Annotated in this window: 2 protein-coding genes (1 of these 2 only partly in view); both read left to right on the top strand. The window is 72.7% G+C overall.

Features of this window, described 5'->3' with window-relative positions; translation table 11 throughout:
- Positions 1-1,856, top strand: partial view of an amino acid adenylation domain-containing protein gene (locus ACWC9T_RS10250; protein WP_449820606.1) — the 3' portion only. 15,097 nt of this gene lie to the left of the window's left edge; 1,856 of the gene's 16,953 nt are visible here — the last part of the coding sequence; its start codon lies beyond the left edge, outside the window; it ends in the stop codon at positions 1,854-1,856.
- On the top strand, positions 1,853-23,140 hold the full coding sequence (locus ACWC9T_RS10245) for a non-ribosomal peptide synthase/polyketide synthase (protein ID WP_449820605.1): 21,288 nt from the start codon (positions 1,853-1,855) through the stop codon (positions 23,138-23,140). Before ACWC9T_RS10250 ends, ACWC9T_RS10245 begins: the two co-directional genes overlap by 4 nt.

Raw genomic sequence — 23,140 nt, 5'->3', positions numbered from 1 at the left:
AGACGGGCGAGATCGAGGAGACGCTGCGCCGTCACCCCGGAGTGGACGAGGCCGTGGTGGTGGTCCGCACCGATCGCGCCGACGATCCGCAGCTGGTGGCGTACGTGGTGCCCAGCACGGACGCCTCCCCGGCGGAAGCCGGCACCGCGGACGAGCAGGTCGACCAGTGGCAGCAGGTGTACGAGCTGATGTACGGCGCGGAGCGGCCGGAGGAGTTCGGCGAGGACTTCAGCGGCTGGACCAGCAGCTACACCGGCGACGACATCCCGCTGGAAGAGATGCGCGAGTGGCGGGACGCCACGGTCGCCCGCATCCTCGGGCTGCGACCGCGCCGGGTCCTGGAGATCGGTGTCGGCAGCGGTCTGCTGCTGTCGAAGGTGGCTCCGCAGGTCGAGGCGTACTGGGGCGTCGACTTCTCCACCGAAGCCATCGGGGTCCTGCGCAGGCAGGTCGCGGCGCAACCCGACCTCGCCGAGCGGGTGCAGCTGAGGGTGAGCGCGGCGCACGAACTGGAGGGCCTGCCCGAGCAGTTCTTCGACACCGTGGTCATCAACTCGGTCGCGCAGTACTTCCCCAACGCCGCCTACCTGACCGACCTGCTCGGCTCGCTGTCGCAGTTGCTGGTTCCGGGAGGCGCCGTCTTCCTGGGCGACCAGCGCAACCTGCGGACCCAGCGGGGCTTCCAGACCGCGATCCGGCTGAACCAGCGGACGGAGCAGCAGAACGAGGCGGCGCTGTCCCGCGCCGTCGAGCAGGCGATCATGATGGAGAAGGAACTCCTGGTCGACCCGGAGTACTTCGCGGCGGCGGCCCGGCAGATCCCGGCGTTCGAGGCCGTGGACGTCCAGGTCAAGCGGGGCCGGGGCGCCAACGAGTTGACCCGTCACCGCTACGACGTGGTCCTGCGGACGGCTCCGGCCGGGGCCCGCGACGTCAGCGGCGCGGCGGTCCTGCGCTACGGCGTGGACGTCATGGATCTGGCGGACGTGGAGCAGCGGCTGGCCTCGCTCGACGGCGATCCGCTCCGCGTCACCGGCATCCCGGACGCCCGGGTGGCCGGTGAGCTGGCGGCGGCGGAAGCGCTGACCGACGGACGCCCGGTCGCCGAGGTGGCGGCCCTGCTCGAACTGTCCGCCGGGATCGACCCGGAGGAGTTGCACGAGCTGGCCGACCGGTGCGGGGTGGGCGTGCGGGTGACGTACGCACCGGGTGCGCCGGGACGGCTGGACGCGGTGTTCGGCGTCGACGACGGGACGCTCGCCGGGATCTACCTGGCCAGCGCGCAGCTGGAGCCGGCAGCGCACGTCAGCAACCCACTTGGGTCGCGCCAACTCGGTTCGCTGGTCGCCGAGTTGAGGTCGTTCACGGAGAAGCGACTGCCGGAGTACATGGTGCCGGCGGCGTTCGTGCCGCTGGACGCCCTGCCCATGACGGTCAACGGCAAGCTGGACCGTCGCGCGCTGCCGGCGCCGACCTTCTCCAGCGCGGCGAGCGGGCGGGCGCCACGCACCGAGCTGGAGGCGCGGGTGTGCGCGGTCATGGCCGAGGTCCTGGCTCTGCCCACGGTCGGGGTCGACGACGACTTCTTCGACCTCGGCGGCGACAGCATCATCTCGATCCAGCTCGTCAGCCGGCTGCGGGCCGCAGGCGTCGTCGTGTCCGCACGCGATGTCTTCCGACACAAGACGGCGGCGGCAATGGCGGCCTTGGCCGCGGTCGATGACGCCGAACCGGCAGCCGATGAAGCAGCGGCCGAACCACCGGCCCCCGACGACACGGCGATCGACCTGTCGCTGGTGTCACTGTCCGATGACGAATTGAAGATGTTCGAAGCAAACTGGAGGGTGTCGGAATGAGCACGTCAGCAGTTGAGGCAATCCTGCCGCTGACTCCCTTGCAGGAGGGGCTGCTCTTCCACAGCCTCTACGACGACCGCGGCGTCGACCTCTACACCTCGCAGATGAGCGTGGACCTCGAAGGCGACCTGAACGTCGAGGCGTTCCGGGCGGCGGCGGCCACCGTGCTGCGCCGTCACCCCAACCTCCGTACGGCTTTCCAGCACCAGAACTCCGCCAGGCCGGTCCAGGTGGTGCTTCGTGAGGTGCCGATCCCGTGGGCGGAGCACGACCTCTCCGGACTCGACGAGGCCGAGCGCGCAGCCGAGACTGAGCGGATCACCGAGGAGGACCGGGTCCGCCGGTTCGACCTCGGGCGCCCGCCGCTGCTGCGCTTCACCCTGATCCGCCTCGGCGACCAGCGATGCCGCCTGCTCTTCACCCACCACCACATCCTGCTGGACGGCTGGTCCATCCCGCTGCTGCTGAGCGAGCTGTTCACGCTGTACGCCCGCGGCGGCACCGACGACAGCGGCCTGGCCGCGGTGGCCCCGTTCCGCAACTTCCTCGCCTGGCTGGCCAAGCGGGACAAGCCGGCAGCCGAGCTGGCGTGGAGCCAGGCGCTCGACGACCTCGCCGAAGGGACCATCGTTCGGCCGGTGAAGTCCAGCCGCGCCCTGATGGTGCCCGAGCGGGCCGTGATCGACCTGAGTCGCTCGCTGACCACGGCGCTGACGAACCTGGCACGCCGTCACTCCATCACCCTGAACACTGTGGTCCAGGGGGTCTGGGCGCTGCTGCTGGGCCAGCTCACCGGCCGCGGCGACGTGGTCTTCGGGGCCACGGTCTCCGGCCGGCCGCCGGAGCTGCCCGGCGTCGAGAACATGATCGGCCTCTTCCTCAACACCCTGCCGGTGCGGGTCCGGATCGATCCGAGCGAGCCCCTCATCGGCCTGCTGACCCGGCTGCAGGCCGAGCAGTCAGAGCTGCTGCCGCACCAGCACCTGGGGCTTGCCGCCATCCAGCAGCTGGTCGGCGGGGCGGAACTGTTCGACACGGTGACCGTGTTCGAGAGCTTCCCGGTCGACCACAACGCCGAGAGCCTGCCCGGCACCGGGCTGAAGGTGCTCGGATCCGACGGCACGGACTACAGCCACTTCCCGATCACGCTGATCGCGCTGCCCGGCGAGCGGCTTCACCTGCGGGTCAGCTACCAGCCCGACCTGTTCTCCGCCGAGGAGACCGCCGCGCTGCTGGACCGGGCCCGGCTGCTGCTGGAAGCCCTGGTCACCGAGCCGCAGCAGCTGGTCGGACGACTCGACCTGCTGGACCCCGCCGAACGGCACCGGGTCCTCGTGCGGAACAACGAGACCGACCGAACGGTCGAGCCGGCCACGCTCGCGGAGCTCTTCGAAGCCCAGGCCGCCCGCACGCCGGACGCCGTGGCGATCGAGTTCGAGTCGACCTTGTTGACGTACGCGGAGCTGGACGCGCGGGCGAACCAGATGGCGCGGCTGCTGGCGGCCCGGGGGATCGGGCCGGAGCAGGTCGTCGCGCTGGCCCTGCCGCGGTCGATCGAGTTCGTCATGTCGGTGCTCGCCGTCGCCAAGGCCGGGGCCGCCCACCTCCCGGTGGACGTCGCGTACCCGAAGGAACGCATCGCCCTGCTCATCGAGGACTCCGCCCCCACGGCAGTGATCACCACGACCGGCGCCGCACCGCTGCTGCCCGAGGCCACGCACGCCGGGCATCTGCTGATCGACTCCCCCGAGGTCCAGAAGGCGCTGGCAGCAGCGCCGGACGACCCGCTGACCGACGCCGAACGCACCTCGCCGCCGCACCTGCTCAACCCGGCGTACATCATCTACACCTCCGGCTCGACCGGACGCCCGAAGGGCGTCGTCATCAACCACCTGGGTCTGGCCAACGGTGCGGCCCTGCAGCGCCGCTCCTTCCCGGTGGGCCCCGGCGACCGCGTGCTGCACTTCGCGTCCCACAGCTTCGACGCCTCCTACTGGGCCCTGTCGATGGCGCTGTTCAGCGGTGCCACGCTGGTCGTCGCGCCCGAGGAGCGGCTGACCGTCGGGCCGGTCCTGGCTGAGCTGATCGCCGAGAGTCGGATCACCCACGTGCTCCTGCCGCCATCACCGCTGGCGGCGATGCCGAAGGGGAGCCTCGACACGCTGCGCGTGCTCCTGACGGGTGCCGAGGCGCTCCCGGCCGAGACGGTCGCCACCATCGCGCCCCACGTCCGGATGTTCAACGAGTACGGCCCGACCGAGGTGACCGTCCTCGCGACCCAGCACGGCCCGCTCACCGCGGACGGCAAGACCCCGCCGATCGGTCGGCCGATCGACAACTACCGCGTCTACGTGCTCGACCAGGCACTGCGGCCGGTGCCGGTGGGCTCGGTCGGCGAGATGTACGCCGCCGGTCCCGGGCTGGCCCGCGGCTACCTGGGCCGTGCCGCCCTGACCTCCGAGCGGTTCGTCGCCGACCCGTTCGGCCCGGCCGGAAGCCGGATGTACCGCACTGGCGACCTGGGCCGGTGGACCGACTCCGGCGAACTCGCCTTCGCCGGCCGCGCCGACGACCAGGTCAAGATCCGCGGCTTCCGGATCGAGCTCGGCGAGGTCGAGGCCGCAGTCCGCTCCCACCCCGCGGTGCAGAACGCCGCGGTCATCGTGCGCGAGGACCGCCCCGGCGATCGCCGGCTGGTGGCCTACGCGGTGACCGAGGGCGCGGACGCGGAGACGCTGCGCCGGTACCTCGGGGACCAGCTCCCCCAGCACATGGTGCCCAGCGCCTTCGTCCTGCTCGACGAGATGCCGCTGACCAGGAACGGCAAGGTGAACCGGGCCGCGCTGCCCGAGCCGGTGGTCGCGCGCGGGGCACGCAAGGCACCCTCGACGCCCAATCAGGAGATCCTCTGCGGCCTGTTCGCCGACGTCCTCGGCGAACCCGAGGTCGGCATCGACGACGACTTCTTCCTGCTCGGCGGGCACTCGCTACTCGCGATCCGGCTGGTCGGCCGGATCCGCACCGCCTTCGGCGTGAACGTGCCGATCCGGGTCGTCTTCGACTCCCCCTCCCCCGAGGCGCTGGTCGCTGAGATCGAGGCACTGCTCCCCGACACCACCCCAGCGGCCGAGACGCGGCCGGTGGAGCTCTCCCACGCGCAGCGCCGGCTCTGGTTCATCAACCGCTTCGCGCAGCGGACCCCGACGCACAACGTCCCGTTCGCCGTTCGTCTCACCGGCGACCTCGACCACGAGGCGCTGACCGGCGCGGTGCACGATGTGCTCGCCCGCCACGACGAGCTGCGGACGATCTTCCCGGAGCTCAACGGCGAGCCGACCGGAGCCGTGCTGCCGCCGGAGAGCGTGCGCCCGGCCCTGACGGTCGCCGACTTCGACGAGACCGCCGTGTGCACGGAGGCCGCCGAAGGATTCGACCTGACCACCCGGGTTCCGGTGCGCTTCACGGTGTTCCGGGTCAGTGCCACGGAGACCGTGCTGGTGACGGTCCTGCACCGGATCGCCGGCGACGACTGGGCGGGCGGGCGGCTGCTGGCCGATCTGACGGCCGCCTACCGGTCCAGGATCGCCGGGAAGCCGGTGAGCTGGGACGACGCGGCCGCGTTCGCGGTGGACGACGAGGCCGTCGAGTGGTGGGCCGAGCAGCTCGCGGAGCTGCCGGAGGAGCTCGTCCTGGCCACCGACCGGCCGCGGGCCGGCAAGGGGTCCCAGCACCTGCAAAGCGTGCCGATCCAGCTGCCGACCGCCCGGCGGCAGAGCGTCACCGCGCTCGCCGAGCAGGCCGGAGTGGACCTGGAGACGGTCCTGCGCGGTGCGTTCGCCGTCGTGCTGAGCGGGCTCGGCGCGGGCCAGGACCTGCCGATCGCCACCCTGTCCCAGCTGCGCCAGGACGGCGCCGGCGCGTTCGCGGCGAACCCCACAGTGCTGCGGGTCGACGTGTCCGCCGACCCGTCCGTGGCCGAACTGCTGGCCCGGACGGGCGAGACGGCCGCCGCGGCGAAGCTGCGACCGGTGCCGTTCGAGCGGCTGCTGAGCCGCCTCGAACCCGACCTCGAAGCGGCCCGTCATCCTCTGGCGCAGGTCGCCCTCACCGTACGGAGCCACCGCGACCTCGCCCTTGAGCTGCCCGGCCTGGTCGTGCGCGCGGACGACGCCGCCCTGGGCCTGGAGAAGTTCGACCTCTCCGTCGTCGTCGACGAGCGGTCCGGTGGCGAGGAGCTCACCGGGCGGCTGTACTACCGCGCCACCATGTTCGACGCCGAGACGGTGTCCCGTCTCTGGGAGCGGATGGTCTCGGTGCTCGCGCAGATGGCCGCTGCCCCGGAGGGGCGGCTGTCGCAGCTGCGGCTGGTCACCGAGGCCGAGCGCGAGCAGCTGCTGACGGGCTGGAACGACACCGCGGTCGAGGTGCCGGCGCTGGCCGCGCCGGTGCAGGCGCGCTTCGCCGAGCAGGTCGAGCGCGGGCCGGAGGAGATCGCCCTCGTCTGGCAGGACGGGCAGCTCACCTACCGGGAGCTCGACCACGCGGCGAACCGGCTCGCGCACCTGCTGCGCGTCTCCGGCGTGGGCACCGGCTCCCGGGTGGCGGTGCTGCAGCGCCGCTCCCCCGACCTCGTGGTCTCGCTGCTCGGCGTGCTCAAGGCGGGCGCGGCCTACGTGCCGCTCGACGCCCGTGCGCCGAAGGCGCGGCACGAGAGCATCCTGGCCGAGACCGAGGCCTCGCTGCTCCTGGTCGACGCCGCGTCGGCGGCCACCGCGCCGCGGTCCGAGGTCCCGACGATCGTCGTGGACCGGGAGCCGCGCCTGGCGGAGCAGTCCGACACGGCGCCCGCCGTCGAGGGCCACCCGGAGCAGCTGGCGTACATCATGTACACCTCCGGTTCCACCGGGCAGGCCAAGGGCGTCGCCATCACCCACCGTGACCTGCTCGCGTTCGCGCTCGACCGCTGCTTCGCCGGGGACGCGCACGGCACGGTGCTCATGCACGCCCCGCACGCGTTCGACGCCTCCAACTACGAGCTGTGGATGCCGCTGCTCAACGGCCGCCGGATCGTCCTCGCGCCGCCCCAGGACCTGGACGTGGCCACCATCGGCCGGCTGGTGTCCGAGTACGGGGTGACGGCGCTGCACCTGACCGCCGGTCTGTTCCGGCTCGTGGTCGACGAGGACCTGGACTGCCTGGCCCCGGTGCGCGAGCTGCTGGCCGGTGGCGACGTGGTGCCCGCGGCCTCGGTCCGCCGCGTCCTGGAGCGCTTCCCGGACATGGTCGTCCGGGACACCTACGGCCCGACGGAAACCACGACCTTCGCCACGTCGCACCGGATGGACGCGGCGAACCCGCCGGCCGAGAGCGTGCCGATCGGTCTCCCGCTGGACAACATGCGCGCGTACGTCCTGGACGGTTCGCTGCGCCCGGTCCCGGTCGGGGTCGTCGGTGACCTGTACCTCGCTGGCGAGGGCCTCGCGGCCGGCTACTGGACCAAGCCGGGCCTCACCTCGGCGTCGTTCGTCGCCGACCCGTTCGGTCCGGCCGGAAGCCGGATGTACCGGGTGGGCGACCTGGTGCGGCGCACGCCCGAGGGCAGCCTGCTGTTCGCCGGCCGCGCCGACGACCAGGTCAAGATCCGCGGCTTCCGGATCGAGCTGGGCGAGGTGGAGTCGGCCCTGGCCCGAATGCCCGAGGTGGCCCAGGCCACGGTCGTCGCACGCCGGGACGACGACAGCCAGCCCCGGCTCGTCGCGTACCTCGTCCCCACCGAGGGGGCAACGCTCGACGAATCGGCCGTCCGTGATCGGCTCGGCGCCCAACTGCCCGAGTACATGGTCCCCTCCGCCTTCGTGCAGCTGGAGCGGCTCCCGCTCACGGCCAACGGCAAGGTCGACCGCAAGGCCCTGCCCGCGCCGGAGGCCGTGGTCACCGGCCGGGCCGCGCGCAACCCGCGTGAGGAGCAGCTGCTCGGCCTGTTCACCGCCCTGCTCGGCCAGCCGGACATGGGCATCGACGACAGCTTCTTCGAGCTCGGCGGCGACTCGCTGCTCGCCACCCGCCTGGTCAGCCGGATCCGGGCCGCCTTCGGTGTGGAGGTGCCCATCTGGATGGTCTTCGACGCTCCGACGGTCGCCACCCTCGGCGAGCTCATGGACGGCGCCCGCACCGGCCGCACCGCGCTCCGGGCCATGGAGCGGCCGGAACTCATCCCGCTTTCGTTCGCGCAACGCCGGCTCTGGTTCATCAACCGCTTCGACGGCCAGAGCGCCACGTACAACATGCCGATCTCGCTGCGGCTCACCGGGCCGCTGAACCGCACCGCGCTGGCCGAGGCGCTGGGCGACCTCGTCGCCCGGCACGAGGCGCTGCGGACGGTCTTCCCCGAGGCCGACGGCGTGCCGTACCAGCGGATCCTGCCGGCCAGCGAGGCGCGGCCGCCGCTGACCGTGGTGGAGACCCGGCCCGAGGACCTGGACGCCCAGCTGGAGGCCGCGGTCCGGGCCGGCATCGACCTCACCACCGAGGTGCCGCTGCGCGTGCACCTGTACGCCCTCGGGGAGGAGGACCACGTCCTGCTCTTCGTGCTGCACCACATCGCCGGTGACGGCTGGTCGATGCGGCCGCTGGCGACCAACCTCGCGCAGGCGTACGAGGCCCGCTGCTCGGGCCGGGCCCCGGAGTTCGCACCGCTGCCGGTGCAGAACGCGGACTACGCGCTGTGGCAGCTGGAGGTCATCGGCGACGAGGACGACCCGAACAGCGTCTACTCCAAGCAACTGCGGTACTGGCAGGAGAACCTCGCCGGCCTGCCCGAGGAGCTGGCGCTCCCGGTCGACCGGCCCCGTCCGGCCGTGTCGAGCTACCACGGCATGCCGGTGTACTTCCGAATCGACCCGGACGTGCACGAGCAGCTCCTGGCGCTGGCCAAGGAGACCGGCTCGAGCCTCTACATGGTGTTGCAGGCCGCGCTGGCCACGATGCTGCACCGGGTCGGGGCGGGCACCGACATCCCGATCGGCAGCGTGATCGCCAACCGCACCGACGAGGCGCTCGACGAGATGGTCGGCTTCCTCACCAACATGCTGGTGCTGCGCACCGACACCTCGGGGCGGCCGACGTTCCGTCAGCTCTTGGACCGGGTGCGGGAGACCGACCTCAACGCCTACGACAACCAGGACGTGCCGTTCGAGCGGCTGGTCGAGGCGGTCAACCCGACCCGTTCGCTGGCCCGCCACCCGCTCTTCCAGGTGCTGCTCAACCTGCAGAACCTGCAGGACTACACGACCGAGATGCACGGCCTGGAGCTCAGCTCGTACGTCGTGGACCTCGGCGCGGCCCGGTTCGACCTGGGCTTCGGGTTCTCCGAGGAGTTCGACGCACAGGGCCGGCCGGCCGGTCTGCAGGGCGACATCCAGTGCAGCACGGACCTCTTCGACCGGGACACGGCGGAGGGCTTCGCCGCATACCTGGTCCGGGTGCTCCGATCCGCCGCCGGCGACCCGGACCAGCCGATCGACACCATCGACATGGTGCCCGCCGAGCAGCGGTACCGGCTCCTGGCGGAGTACAACGACACCGCCAACGAGGTGGCGGCCACGCCGCTGCCGGAGCTGTTCGCCGCCCAGGCCGGGCGGACCCCGGACGCCACCGCGGTGGTCCGCGGGGAGGAGACGCTGACCTACGCCGAACTCGACGCTGCCGCCAACCGGCTCGCCCGCCTGCTGATCGCGGGCGGCACCGGGCCCGGCTCCCTGGTGGCGATCGCGCTGCCCAGGACGCCGCAGCTGGTCACGGCCCTGCTCGGGGTGCTCAAGGCCGGTGCCGCGTACCTGCCCATCGATCCCACCAACCCGGCCGACCGCATCGCCTACGTGCTCGGCGACGCGGCCCCGACGGTGGTGCTGAGCGACGGGGCCACCTCGGCGGCCCTGCCGTCCGGCGCCGCCCCCGTCATCCGGCTGGACCGGCCCGAGACCGCGCGGGAGCTGGCGGCCCACCCGAGCGGCCCCGTCACGGACGCCGAGCGGCTTCGGCCGCTGTCGCCGCGCGACGCCGCGTACGTGATCTACACCTCGGGCTCGACCGGGCGGCCCAAGGGCGTCGTGATCGAGCACCGCTCGGTCAGCGACTACCTGGCGCACACCACCCGGGAGTACGACGCGGCCCGCGGGGTGGCGCTGGTGCACTCGCCGGTGTCCTTCGACCTGACCGTCACCGGCCTCTACACCCCGCTGCTGGTCGGCGGTTGCGTCAACCTCGCCTCGCTCACCGACCCCGAGCCGCGCGAGGCCGCCGGGCTGGCCAAGGCTCCGGCGACCTTCCTCAAGGCGACCCCCAGCCACCTGCCCCTGCTCACGGCGCTCCCGGCCGGCTACTCGCCCTCGGGCGAGCTGCTGCTCGGTGGTGAGGCGCTGCTCGGCGCGGTGCTGCGGGAGTGGCGCGAACAGCACCCCGACGTGACGGTGCGCAACGTGTACGGCCCGACCGAGGCGACGGTGAACTGCGCCGAGTACCGCATCGCGCCCGGCGAGCCGGTGCCGGACGGCCCGGTGCCGATCGGCCGCCCGCAGGCGAACGCCCGGCTGTACGTGCTGGACGCCGGGCTCCAGCCGGTGCCCGAGGGCGTGCCCGGCGACCTCTACCTCGCCGGCGAGGGGCTGGCGCGCGGCTATCTGAACCAGCCGGCGCTGACCGCGGAGCGCTTCGTGCCCGACCCCTTCGGGGCGCCGGGCAGCCGGATGTACCGCAGCGGCGACGTCGCCAAGTGGAACCGCTCCGGGGAACTGGTGTACCTCGGCCGCAGCGATGACCAGGTCAAGCTGCGCGGCTTCCGGATCGAGCTGGGCGAGATCGAGGTCGCGCTGGCCTCCCACCCGGCGGTGCGCGCCGCCACGGTGATCGTCCGTGAGGACCAGCCGGGCGACCAGCGCCTGGTCGGCTACGTCGTGCCGACGGCGGAGGCGCCGACGGCCGCGGAGCTGTCCGCGCACCTCGCCGGACGGCTGCCCGAGTACATGGTCCCCCAGCTGTTCGTGCCCATCGACGGGATCCCGCTGACCGCGCACGGGAAGGTCGACCGGAAGGCGCTTCCGGCCCCCGTCCACCGCCTGGACTCCCAGGCCCCGGCCGCCGCGCGCTCGCCGCAGGAGGAGATCCTCTGCCACCTGTTCGCGGACATGCTCGGCGTGCCGGATGTCGGGGTGCACGACAACTTCTTCGAGCTGGGCGGGCACTCCCTGCTCGCCACCCGGCTGATCAGCCGGATCCGCACCGCCTTCGACCTTGAGCTGCCGATCCGCGCCGTCTTCGAGGCGCCGACCGTGGCCAAGCTGGCCGCACGGCTCGGCACCGCCGGGGCAGGCCGCCGGGCGCTGACGCCGATGCCGCGCCCGGACGAGCTCCCGCTGTCCTTCGCCCAGCGGCGACTGTGGTTCCTCAACCGCTTCGACCAGCAGACCGGCTCGGCGTACAACCTGCCGATCGTGCTGCGACTCGTCGGCGGCCTCGACCGGGAAGCCCTCGCCGCGGCCCTGCGCGACCTGCTGGAGCGGCACGAGGTCTTCCGTACTGTCTTCGCCGAGTGGAACGGCGTACCCGTCCAGCGGGTGCGGGCCACCGACGAGGCCGGGCTGCGCCTGGACGTCACCGAGACCACCGAGGAGCAGCTGGCCGAGGAGGTGGCCGCCGAGATCAGTCGCGGCTTCGACCTCGCCGAGGAGATCCCGCTCCGGGCCCGGCTGTTCGCCCTCGCCGGGGACGTGCACGTCCTCACGGTCACCATGCACCACATCGCCGCCGACGGATGGTCCCTGGCTCCGCTGCTGGCCGACCTCGCCACCGCCTACCGGGCCCGGACCGCCGGTCAGGAGGCCGACTGGCAGCCGCTGCCCGTGCAGTACGCCGACTACGCGCTCTGGCAGCGCGAGGTGCTCGGGGACGAGGCCGACGAGGACAGCCAGATCTCCCAGCAGCTGCGCTACTGGGAGCAGACCCTCGCCGGGCTGCCCGAGGAACTCGGCCTGCCGACCGACCGGCCCCGCCCGGCCGTGGCGAGCTACCAGGGCGCGCGGATCACGATCGAGATCCCCGCCGACGTCCACCAGCGGGTGAACGAGCTGGCCCGCACCCGGCAGGCGAGCGTCTACATGGTGCTCCAGGCGGGTCTGGCCGCCTTGCTGTCCCGGCTGGGCGGCGGGGAGGACATCCCCATCGGCAGCCTGATCGCCGGGCGCACCGACGAGGCGCTCGACGATCTGGTCGGCTTCTTCGTCAACACGCTGGTGCTGCGCACCGACGTCTCCGGCGACCCGACCTTCACCGAGCTGCTCGACCGGGTCCGTGCCACCGGCCTGGGCGCGTACGCCCACCAGGACCTGCCGTTCGAGCGGCTCGTGGAGGCGCTCAACCCCAGCCGGTCGATGTCCCGCCACCCGCTGTTCCAGGTGGCCCTCAACCTGCAGAACGCCGCCCAGGCCGACTGGGGCATGGGCCTGCCCGGTCTGGAGGTGGAGCCGGAGGGCTTCGACCTGGAGACGGAGAAGTTCGACCTCTCCTTCACCTTCGCCGAGCACCGCACTGAGGACGGTGTGCCGGCCGGAATCGTCGGCACGGCGAGCTACGCCGTCGACCTGTTCGACCATGACCGAGTGGAGACCCTGGGCGCCCGGCTGGTCCGGCTGCTCACCGCCGCGGTGGAGCAGCCCGACCGCCCGGTCGGTGAGCTGGAGCTGCTGGACGCCGCGGAGCTCGCGGCCGTCCGGGCCGCCGGCGCGGGGCCGCGTCGGACGGCGCGGGCCGAGGACGTCGACGTCCTGCTCGCCCGCCGCGCGGCGGACCTGCCGGAAGCCCTGGCCGTCCGCGCCGGTGACCGGTCGCTGACCTACCGCGAGCTGGACGAGCAGGTCACCCGGCTCGCCCGGCACCTGGTCGCGCTCGGCGCGGCTCCCGGCGAGCTGGTCGCCGTCGCCCTGCCACGCGGAGCCGAACTGCTGGTGACCCTGCTGGCGGTGCTCCGATCGGGCGCGGCCTACCTGCCGCTCGACCCCGGTCTCCCGGTGGACCGCCTCTCCTACACCATCACCGACGCGCGGCCGACGCTGACCGTGACCTCCGCCGCCGTACAAGAACTGCCGTTGGGCGACGCCGTCGTCCTGCTGGACCACGAGCAGACCCGGAAGGCCATCGCGGAGCAGTCGGGTCGGGACTGGACGGACGGTGAGCGCCGGGCCCCGGTGCACGCCGAGCACCCCGCCTACGTCATCTACACCTCCGGCTCCACCGGACGGCCCAAGGGCGTCGTGGTCCCGCGCCGCGGGCTGGCCAACTTCCTGCACGACATGGCCGGCCGGTTCCCGCTGACCATCGAGGACCGGTGGCTGGCGGTCACCACGGTGTCCTTCGACATCGCCGCCCTGGAGCTCTACCTGCCGCTCACGGCCGGCGCTGCGGTGGTCGTCGCCGACCGGGAGACCGTGCGCGAGCCCTCGGCCCTGCTCGGGCTGGCGGCCGAGGCGGGAGCCACGATCCTGCAGGCGACCCCCTCGCTGTGGCAGGCGCTGGCCGACCACGACGCCGCTGCCCTGCATGGCCTGCGCAAGCTGGTCGGCGGCGAGGCGCTGCCGCCGGAGCTGGCCGACCGACTGGCCGCCGCGGGCGGTCGGGTGACCAACCTGTACGGGCCCACCGAGACCACGATCTGGTCGACGGCCGCGGTGCTCGGCACGGGAGCGCCGCACATCGGCAGCCCGATCACCGACACCGACGTCCACCTCCTGGACGAGCGGCTCCGCCCGGTCCCGCCGGGCGTGCCCGGCGAGCTGTACATCGCCGGAGCGGGCGTGGCCCAGGGCTACCTGGGGCGTCCGGGCCTGACGGCGGAGCGGTTCGTCGCCAGCCCGTTCGCCGGTGGTGCCCGGATGTACCGGACCGGTGACCTGGCCCGCTGGGGCCGGGGATCCAGGCTGGAGTACCTCGGCCGGGTGGACCACCAGGTCAAACTGCGTGGTTTCCGGATCGAGCCGGGTGAGATCGAGTCGGTGCTGGCGCGCCACGAGGACGTCGCCCAGGCCGTGGTGGTCCTGCGCGAGGACCGGCCCGGAGACCAGCGGCTGGTGGCCTACGTGGTGCCGCTGGCCGGCCGGTCGGTGGACGCCGCAGCGCTGCGCCGGTGGGCCGGCACTGACCTGCCGGACTACATGGTCCCGTCGGTCGTGGTCAGTCTGGACGCCCTGCCGATGACCGCCAACGGCAAGCTGGACCGCCGGGCGCTGCCCGTGCCCGCCGACAGCGCCGCCGGGGAGATCGTCGCGCCGCGGTCGCCGCGCGAGGAGATCATGTCCGGCCTGTTCGCCGAGGCGCTGGGGCTGGCCGTGGTCTCCGTCGAGGACGGATTCTTCGATCTCGGTGGCCACTCGCTGATGGCGACCCGACTGATGAGCCGGATCCGGACGGTCTTCGGGGTTGAACTCGCGATGCGCGCCCTGTTCGAAAACCCGACCGTCGCCGGACTGGTCGAGCGCTTGGACACGGCTGACCAGGCCCGCCCGGCCCTTCGGCCGCAGCCGCGCCCCGACGCCGTCCCGCTGTCCTTCGCCCAGCGCCGGATGTGGCTCCTGCACCAGTTGGAGGGCCCGAGCCCCACCTACAACATGCCGTTCGTCGTCCGGCTCTCCGGTCACCTCGACCTGGACGCGCTGAAGGCGGCGCTACAGGACGTCGTCGCCCGGCACGAGAGTCTGCGCACGGTCTTCCCGGAGATCGACGGCCTGCCCCGGCAGGTGGTGCTCGGAACCGACGAGGCGCGGATCGAGCTGACCTGCCGCCAGGTGGCCGAGGCCGATCTGGAGGAGGCGACCGACGCCGCCGTGCGCGTGGCGCTCGACCTGACCACCCAGCTGCCGGTCGCGGCGACCCTGCTCACGCTGTCCCCGACCGAGCACGTGTTCGTCCTGGTCGTGCACCACATCGCGGGCGACGGCTGGTCGCTGGCCCCGCTGTCCGCCGACGTGTCGCGGGCGTACACGGCCCGGCACGCCGGCCAGGCCCCGCAGTGGGAGTCGCTGCCGGTCCAGTACGCCGACTACACGCTGTGGCAGCGGCAGCTGCTCGGCAACGAGTCCGACCCCGACAGCCTGTTCTCCGAACAGGTCGCCTACTGGAAGCAGGCCCTCGCCGACCTGCCGGAGCTGCTGAACCTGCCGACCGACCGGCCGCGCCCCTCGGTGGCCAGCTACCGAGGGGGGCGCCTGCCGATCGAGCTGGGCCCCGAGCTGCACGCCGCGGTGCGGTCCCTGGCGAAGCGGGAGGGCGCGAGCACCTTCATGGTGCTCCAGTCCGCGGTCGCGGCGCTGCTCGGCAAGCTCGGCGGCGGCCCCGACATCCCGCTCGGCAGCCCCATCGCGGGCCGCACCGACGAGGCGCTCGACCATCTGGTCGGCTTCTTCGTCAACACCCTGGTGCTGCGCAACGACCTGACCGGGAACCCCTCGTTCGCCGAACTGGTGGGCCGGGCGCGGGAGACCGCGCTGGCGGCGTACGCCAACCAGGACGTCCCGTTCGACCACCTGGTGGAGGTGCTCCGGCCGACCCGCTCCGCCGCACACCAGCCGCTGTTCCAGGTGATGCTGGCACTCCAGAACGCCACCGTCGCCACGGACGTCGAGCTGCCCGATCTGACCCTCAGCCCGGAGAACAGCTTCACCGGAGCCTCCCGCTTCGACCTGCTGCTCAACTTCGCCGAGCAGTTCGATGAGGCCGGCGGGGCGCCCGCGGGCATCAACGGCTTCGTCGAATACAGCGTCGACCTGTTCGACGCCGGAACGGTCACCGCTCTGGTGAAGCGGCTGGAGCGCCTGCTGACCGCCGTGACGGAGGACCCGCAGCTGCCGATCGCCTCGATCGACCTGCTCGACGACGCCGAGCGGCACACCGTCCTGCGGCAGTGGAACGACACCGCGACGGACTCCGTGCCGACCAGTGTTCCCGCGCGGTTCGCCGCGCTGGTCGCCCGCACACCGGACGCGCTCGCGGTGTCCTACGAGGAACGGCAGTTGACGTACCGCGAGCTGGACGAGGAGTCCGACCGACTCGCGCGCCGACTGGTGGCGGCCGGCGTCCGGCCCGAGGACCGGGTCGCGCTGTTCCAGGAACGCTCGGCGTGGCTGGTGGTGTCGATCCTGGCGGTGCTCAAGGCCGGTGCGGCCTACGTGCCGATCGACCCGCGCTTCCCCGCCTCCCGCCGCAGCCACATCATGTCCGACAGCCAGGTCCGCGTGCTGCTGACGGACACCACTTCACCGGCGCTGGAATGCGAGTACGCCGGCGCGGTCATCGTGGTGGACGCCGACACCGACACCGACCCGAGCGTCCGGGACATCCGGCTGCCCGCGGTCGTGCACCCCGAGCAGCTCGCGTACGTGATGTACACCTCCGGCTCGACGGGTGTGCCGAAGGGCGTGGGGATCGCCAACGCGGACGTGACGGCGTTCGCCACGGACCGGGTCTTCCGTCCGCAGATGTACCGCCGGGTGCTGGTCCACTCCCCGCAGGCGTTCGACATGTCCACCTTCGACCTGTGGGTGCCGCTGCTGAACGGCGGCCAGGCCGTGGTCGCCCCCCGCGGCGACCTCGACCTGGCGACCCTCGCCCGGGTCCTCAAGGACAACCACGTCACCGGTCTGGTCATGACCGCGGGTCTGTTCCGGCTCACCGCCGAGGAGTCCCCGGAGTGCTTCGCGGGCGTGGCCGAGGTGTGGACCGGCGGCGACGTGATACCCGCCGAAGCGGTGCGCCGGGTCATGACGGCCTGCCCGCAGACCGCGGTGGTCGACGCCTACGGCCCGACCGAGGCGACCGCGATCACCACCATCTTCCGGGTCGACGACGCACAGCGGATCCCTGCCCAGATCCCGATCGGGCGACCGCTGGACAACATGCGGGTCTACGTCCTGGACGAGGCGCTGCAGCCGGTCCCCGTCGGGGTCGCCGGCGAGCTGTACATCGCCGGTGCGGGGCTGGCCCGCGGCTACCTGGGCCAGCCGGGTCTGACCGCCGGACGGTTCGTCGCTGACCCGCACGGCCCGGCAGGCAGCCGGATGTACCGGGCCGGCGACCTGGTGCGCTGGAATGCCGACGGCGAGGTCGAGTTCCTCGGCCGGGCCGACGAGCAGGTCAAGATCCGTGGCTTCCGCATCGAGCTCGGCGAGATCGAGGCGGCCCTGGCCGACCACCCGGACGTCGCCCAGGCGGCCGTCCTGGTACGCGAGGACCGCCCTGGCGACCGCCAACTGGTGGCCTACCTGGTGCCGGACACGACGCCGTCCGCGGACGCGGCCGGGACGACCGGGGACAACGGCACCGCCGGCCAGCAGACCGGACAGTCGCAGGAGCACGACGCGCAGCCGTACGACCCGGAGCGGCCGGAGGAGTCCGGCGATGACTCGCTGGACTCTGACCGAACCGGTGAACTGGTCAGCTCCGTGAAGTCGTTCGTCGCGCAGCGGCTGCCCGAGTACATGGTGCCGGCCGCGTTCATGGCGCTGGACGCCCTCCCGATGACCGCCAACGGCAAGCTGGACCGCCGTGCGCTGCCGGCTCCCGACTTGTCCAGCGCGTCGACGGGCCGGGCGCCGCGCACCGAGCTGGAGGCACGGGTCTGCACGGTCATGGCCGACGTCCTCGGCCTGCCGGCGATCGGCATCGACGACAACTTCTTCGACCTGGGCGGCGACAGCATCATGTCGATCCAGCTCGTCAGTCGTGCCAGGCGTGCCGGGCTGCTGATGAGCACGCGTGACGTGTTCCAGTACAAGACGGTCGCCGAACTGGCGGCGGTGGTCCGGCTGGCCGACGGCGCGGTCTCGGCCGCGGCCGACGAGCCGGAGACCGGCGACGTCCCGCTGCTGCCGATCGTGCACTGGCTGCGGGAGAACGGCGGCCCGATCGAAGGCTTCAACCAGTCCCGGATCGTCCCGGCCCCGGCCGGAGCCACCCTGCACCTGCTGGAGCAGGCACTGCAGGCGCTGATCGACCGGCACGGTGCCCTGCGGATGCGGCTGGACCGCACCGACGGGCAGTGGCGGCTGAGCGTCCCCGAGACCGGGACGGTCCGCGCGGGCGACCTGCTGCACCGCGTCGACACGGCCGGCCTGGACGACGAGGCGCTCGAAGCCGTGATCGTCGAGCACCGCACCGCGGCGATGGCCAGGTTGGCCCCGGACGACGGCGTCATGCTGCAGGCCGTGTGGTTCGACGCCGGCCAGGGGCGCAGCGGCCAGCTCCTCCTGATGGTGCACCACCTCTCCGTCGACGGCGTCTCGTGGCGGGTGCTCATGCCCGACCTGTTCGAGGGCTACGACGCGGCCGAGCAGGGCAGGCCCATCGCGCTCGACCCGCCCGGCACCTCGCTGCGCGGCTGGGCGACCCGACTGCACGAGCTCGCGGCCGAACGCCGGGGCGAACTCGAGCTCTGGGAAGCGATGGTGCGGGATCCGGAGCCGCTGCTCGGCCTCCGGCCGCTCGACCCGGCCCGCGACACCGTCGACGCCACCCGCTTCGTCCATGTCCGGCTGCCCGCCGACCTCAGCACCTCGCTGCTGGCGGACGCCCCACGGGCCATCCACGCCGGCGTCGACGACGTCCTGCTCACCGGCCTGACACTGGCACTCGCCCAGTGGCGCGCCAAGTGGCGCGGCACCGACCGCCAGGACCTGCTCGTGGCCGTGGAGAGCCACGGCCGGCACGACGTCCTCGAAGGGGTCGACCTGACCCGGACCGTCGGCTGGCTGACCGCCATGTACCCGGCGCGGATCGACCTCTCCGGTGTGGACACCGCCCGTGCGCTGGCCGGCGGACCGACCACCGCACGGGCGGCCAAGGCGGTCAAGGAGCAGCTGCGCCGGATCCCGGACCACGGTCTGGGCTACGGCCTGCTGCGGTACCTGGACCCGCAGGCGTCCGAGCGGCTGGCCGACGGCGCCGAGCCCCAGGTGGCCTTCAACTACTTCGGCCGCTTCACGGCGCCGGAGGGCGAGCCGGCACCGACCGCGACCGAGCCGACCTTCGAGACCGGACGGTACGACGGCGGTGCGGACGGCCGACGACCGTTCACCCACGCGCTGGAGATCAACGCGCGGACGGACGACTTCACCGCCGGTTCCTCGCTGAGCTGCATGTGGACCTGGCCGGACGGGCTCTTCACCGACGAGGAGGTCCTGGAGCTCTGCGAGGGCTGGGTCGCGGCACTGCGCGTGCTGGCCGACCAGCTGCAGCGCCCCGGCAACGCCGGACACACGCCGTCCGATCTGCCGCTGGTCGAGCTGACCCAGCACCAGATCGAGCGTCTGGAGACCGACCTGCCGGACCTGTCCGACGTGCTGCCGCTGACGCCGCTGCAGGAAGGGCTGCTCTTCCACGCCCGGTACGACGAAAGCGACACGGACCCGTACACCGTCCAGCTCCTCTGGGCGCTGGACGGCCACGTCGACCGGGACACCTTGCGGGCCGCGGCGCGGACCCTGCTGCGCCGCCACCCGAACCTCCGGGTGGCCTTCCGGCAGGACGACCTCGCCCGTCCGGTGCAGGTCGTCGTGGAGGACCCGGCGCTGCCCTGGTACGAGCATGACCTGCGGGCGCTGGACGGCGAGGACCTCGACCGCGAGGTGGCCCGGATCACCGAGGAGGACCGCACCCGCCGCTTCGACCCGGCCCGTCCGCCGCTGATCCGCTTCACGCTGATCCGGGTGGCCGACGACGCGTACCGCTTCCTGCTCACCAACCATCACATCCTGCTCGACGGATGGTCCATGCCGATGGTCCTCGGCGAGCTGGGCGAGCTGTACACCACGGGCGGCGACGACCGGACCCTTTCGCGGCCGGCCGACTACCGCGGCTACCTGACCTGGCTTGCCGGGCAGGACCGCGGCGAGGCCGAGAAGGCCTGGCGAACGGCGCTGGCCGGGCTGCAGGAGCCCCTCCTGCTCGCCCCTTCGACGGGACAGCGGGCGGCGGTCACGCCGCACCGCCGGACCGTGGAGGTCGACCAGCAGCTCAGCACGACGCTTGCCGCGCTGGCCCGCCGGCACGGGCTGACCCTGGCCACGCTGGTCCAGGGCGCCTGGGCGGCCCTGCTGAGTCGGCTGACCGGGCGGGACGACGTGGTGTTCGGTGCCACCGTGTCCGGCCGGCCGCCGGAGATCGCCGGTATCGAGACGATGGTCGGGCTCTTCATCAACACCCTGCCCGTCCGCGTGCGCCTGGAGCCGACCGAGCCGGTGATCGCCCTGCTCGGACGGATCCAGCAACAGCAGTCCGAGCTGACGGAGCACTCGTACCTGCGGCTGTCCGACATCCAGCGACTCGCCGGCTTCGGTGAACTCTTCGACACGGCCACGGTGTTCGAGAACTACCCGGCACCGCCCCAGGGCCTGCACGCCGAGCCCGGCGAGGTGGACGTCAGCGACGATCAGAGCAGCGACGCCACGCACTACCCGCTGGCGCTGTGCGCCTCGATGCGCGGCTCGTCCCTGCGGCTGCGAGTGGACCACCGGCCCGACGTGTTCGACGGACAGAGCGTGACCGGTCTGCTCGACCAGCTGGTGAGCTGGCTGCGGGCCCTGGCCGCGGACCCGGACCAGCCGGTCGGCCTGATCGACCTGCTGAGTGCCGACCAGTTCGACCAGGTGGTCCGGCGGTTCAACGCCACCGAACGGCCCGTACCGCCGCAGCGGTGGTCCGAGCTCGTCGCCGATCAGGCAAGGCTGAGCCCGGACCGGACCGCCGTGGTCTACCAGGACGAGCGGCTCAGCTACGCGCAGCTCGACCGGCGGGCCAACCAGCTCGCCCGGCTGCTGGCCCGGCACGGCGCCACCGAGCAGTCCCTGGTCGGGCTGGTGCTGGAGCGCACCCCGGACACGGTCGTCGCGGTCCTCGCGGTCGCCCGGGCCGGGGCCGCCTACCTGCCGGTCGACTCGCGGTACCCGGCCGACCGGCGCGCGTTCATCCTGGCCGACGCCCGTCCGGCGCTGGTCGTGGCGAGCACTGCCACCGCCCAGCTGCTGGCCGAGGTGGGCACCGACATCCCGACCCTCGTCCTGGACGACCCGGAGCTGCGGGCCGAGTGGGCGGCGCAGCCCGCGACGCCCCTGGTGCCGGCCTCCGAGCCGTCCCCGGACGACGCGGCGTACGTCATCTACACCTCGGGCACCACCGGTCGCCCCAAGGGCGTCGTGGTCACCCACCGGGGCATCGGCAACCTGGCCGCCGCGCAGATCGAGCGGTTCGCGATCGACACGGAGAGCAGGCTCCTGCAGTTCGCGTCGCCGAGCTTCGACGCCGCGGTGTCGGAGATCGTGACGAGCCTGGTCGCCGGAGCCACCCTGGTGCTCGCCCCGACGGCCGAGCTGCTGCCGGGCCCGACGCTGACCGGGGTGATGGCCCGCCACGGGGTGACCCATGCCACGATCCCGCCCACGGTGCTGGCCGCGATCTCGCCCGACGACCTGCCCGGGTTGCGCACCCTGGTGGTCGCCGGCGAGCCCTGCCCGCAGCACCTGGTCGACCAGTGGGCACCCCGACTGCGCATGATCAACGCGTACGGCCCCACCGAGACGACCGTCTGCGCCACCATGAGCGACCCGTTGTCCACGACGGCGATCTCGATCGGCCGGCCGATCACCAACACCTCGGTCTACGTGCTCGACGCGCGGCTCCGGCCAGTGCCGACCGGCGTGGCGGGCGAGCTGTACGTGAGCGGCCCCGGTCTGGCGCGCGGCTACCTGAACCGCGGCGGCCTGACGGCGGAGCGCTTCGTGCCGAACCCGTTCGGCGCGGCGGGCAGTCGGATGTACCGCACCGGCGACCTGGCCAGCTGGACCCGCGACGGCCGGCTCGCCTACGTCGGCCGGGCCGACCAGCAGCTCAAGCTCCGGGGCTTCCGGATCGAGCCGGCCGAGATCGAGTCGGTGCTCCTCGACCACCCGGACGTGTCCCAGGCGGCCGTCGTCCTGCGGGAGATGAGCCAGGGCGGCCGCCGGCTGGTGGCCTACGTGGTGCCGGGCGACGGCGTCACGATCGACCCGATGGTGCTGCGCAAGCAGCTCTCAGGACAGCTGCCCGACTACATGGTGCCGGCCGCCTTCGTATCGCTGGCGGCGCTGCCGGTCACGCCGAACGGGAAGCTGGACCGTCCGGCCCTGCCCGCTCCGGACGCCGAGGGCAGCGTGAGCAGGGGGGCGCCCCGGACGCCGCGCGAAGAGGTGCTGTGCGGTCTGTTCGCGGAGGCCCTCGAGGTCGGCCGGGTCGGGATCGAGGACAGCTTCTTCGATCTCGGTGGTGACTCGCTGATGGCGGCGGGTCTGGTCAGCCGGGTGAACCTCACCTTCGGAACCAAGGTCAGCATCGCGGCGCTGTTCGAGAGTCCGACCGTCGAGAGTCTCGCTGAGCGGCTGACCACGGGAGAGGAGAGCGATCCGCTGGACGTGCTGCTCCCCCTGAGGAGCACCGGCACGGCCGAGCCGATCTTCTGCCTGCCGCCCGCCGGCGGCCTGAGCTGGAGCTATGCGGGCCTGCTGCGCCACATCGACCCGGAGCATCCGGTCTATGCGCTGCAGGCGCGCGGCCTGGCCCGGGACGAGGCGCTGCCGGAGTCGCTGACCGCGATGGCGGAGGACTACCTGGAGCAGATCCGGGCGGTCCAGCCGCACGGCCCGTACCACCTGGCCGGCTGGTCGCTCGGCGGCCTCCTGGGCCACCTGATCGCCACCCGCCTGCAGGAGGCGGGAGAGGAGGTCGCGACGCTGGCCGTCCTCGACGCCTATCCGGTGATCAACGAGCACGAGGTCGTCGAGGAACGGCCCGAGGACGTCCTGCGGCAGCTGCTGGGCTACCTGGGCCACGACCTCACCGAGCTGGGCGAGGACCCACTGGACTACGCCCGGGCGCGCAGCCTGCTCGACGACGGCAACAGTGCCATCGCCGGCCTGGAGGAGCGGCACATCGAGGCGCTGGCCCGGGTGGGCACCAACATCGCGCGGATCACCCAGGACTTCAGCCTGGACCGGTTCCGCGGTGACCTGCTCATGTTCGTCGCCACGGTGGGCAAGGAGGGCTCGGCGTACACACCGGCCCTGTGGGAGCCGCACGTCGAGGGAAGGGTGATCAGGCACGACCTCGCCTTCGCCCACAACGACCTGACGACGGCCCCCGCCTGGGCGCAGATCGGTCCGCTGCTCGCACAGTCCCTGCGTGACGCCCGCGAAACCCGGGCCGCCGCCGAACAGTAA

It is taken from the genome of Kitasatospora sp. NPDC001159 (assembly GCF_053598235.1).
The sequence above is the reverse complement of the archived record's forward strand: the minus strand, read 5'-3'. Positions and strand labels throughout refer to the sequence as shown.

Coding starts and splice junctions, on each gene's coding strand:
- ACWC9T_RS10245 (WP_449820605.1), top strand. CDS start 1,853: ATGAGCACGTCAGCAGTTGAGGCAATCCTGCCGCTGACTCCCTTGCAG.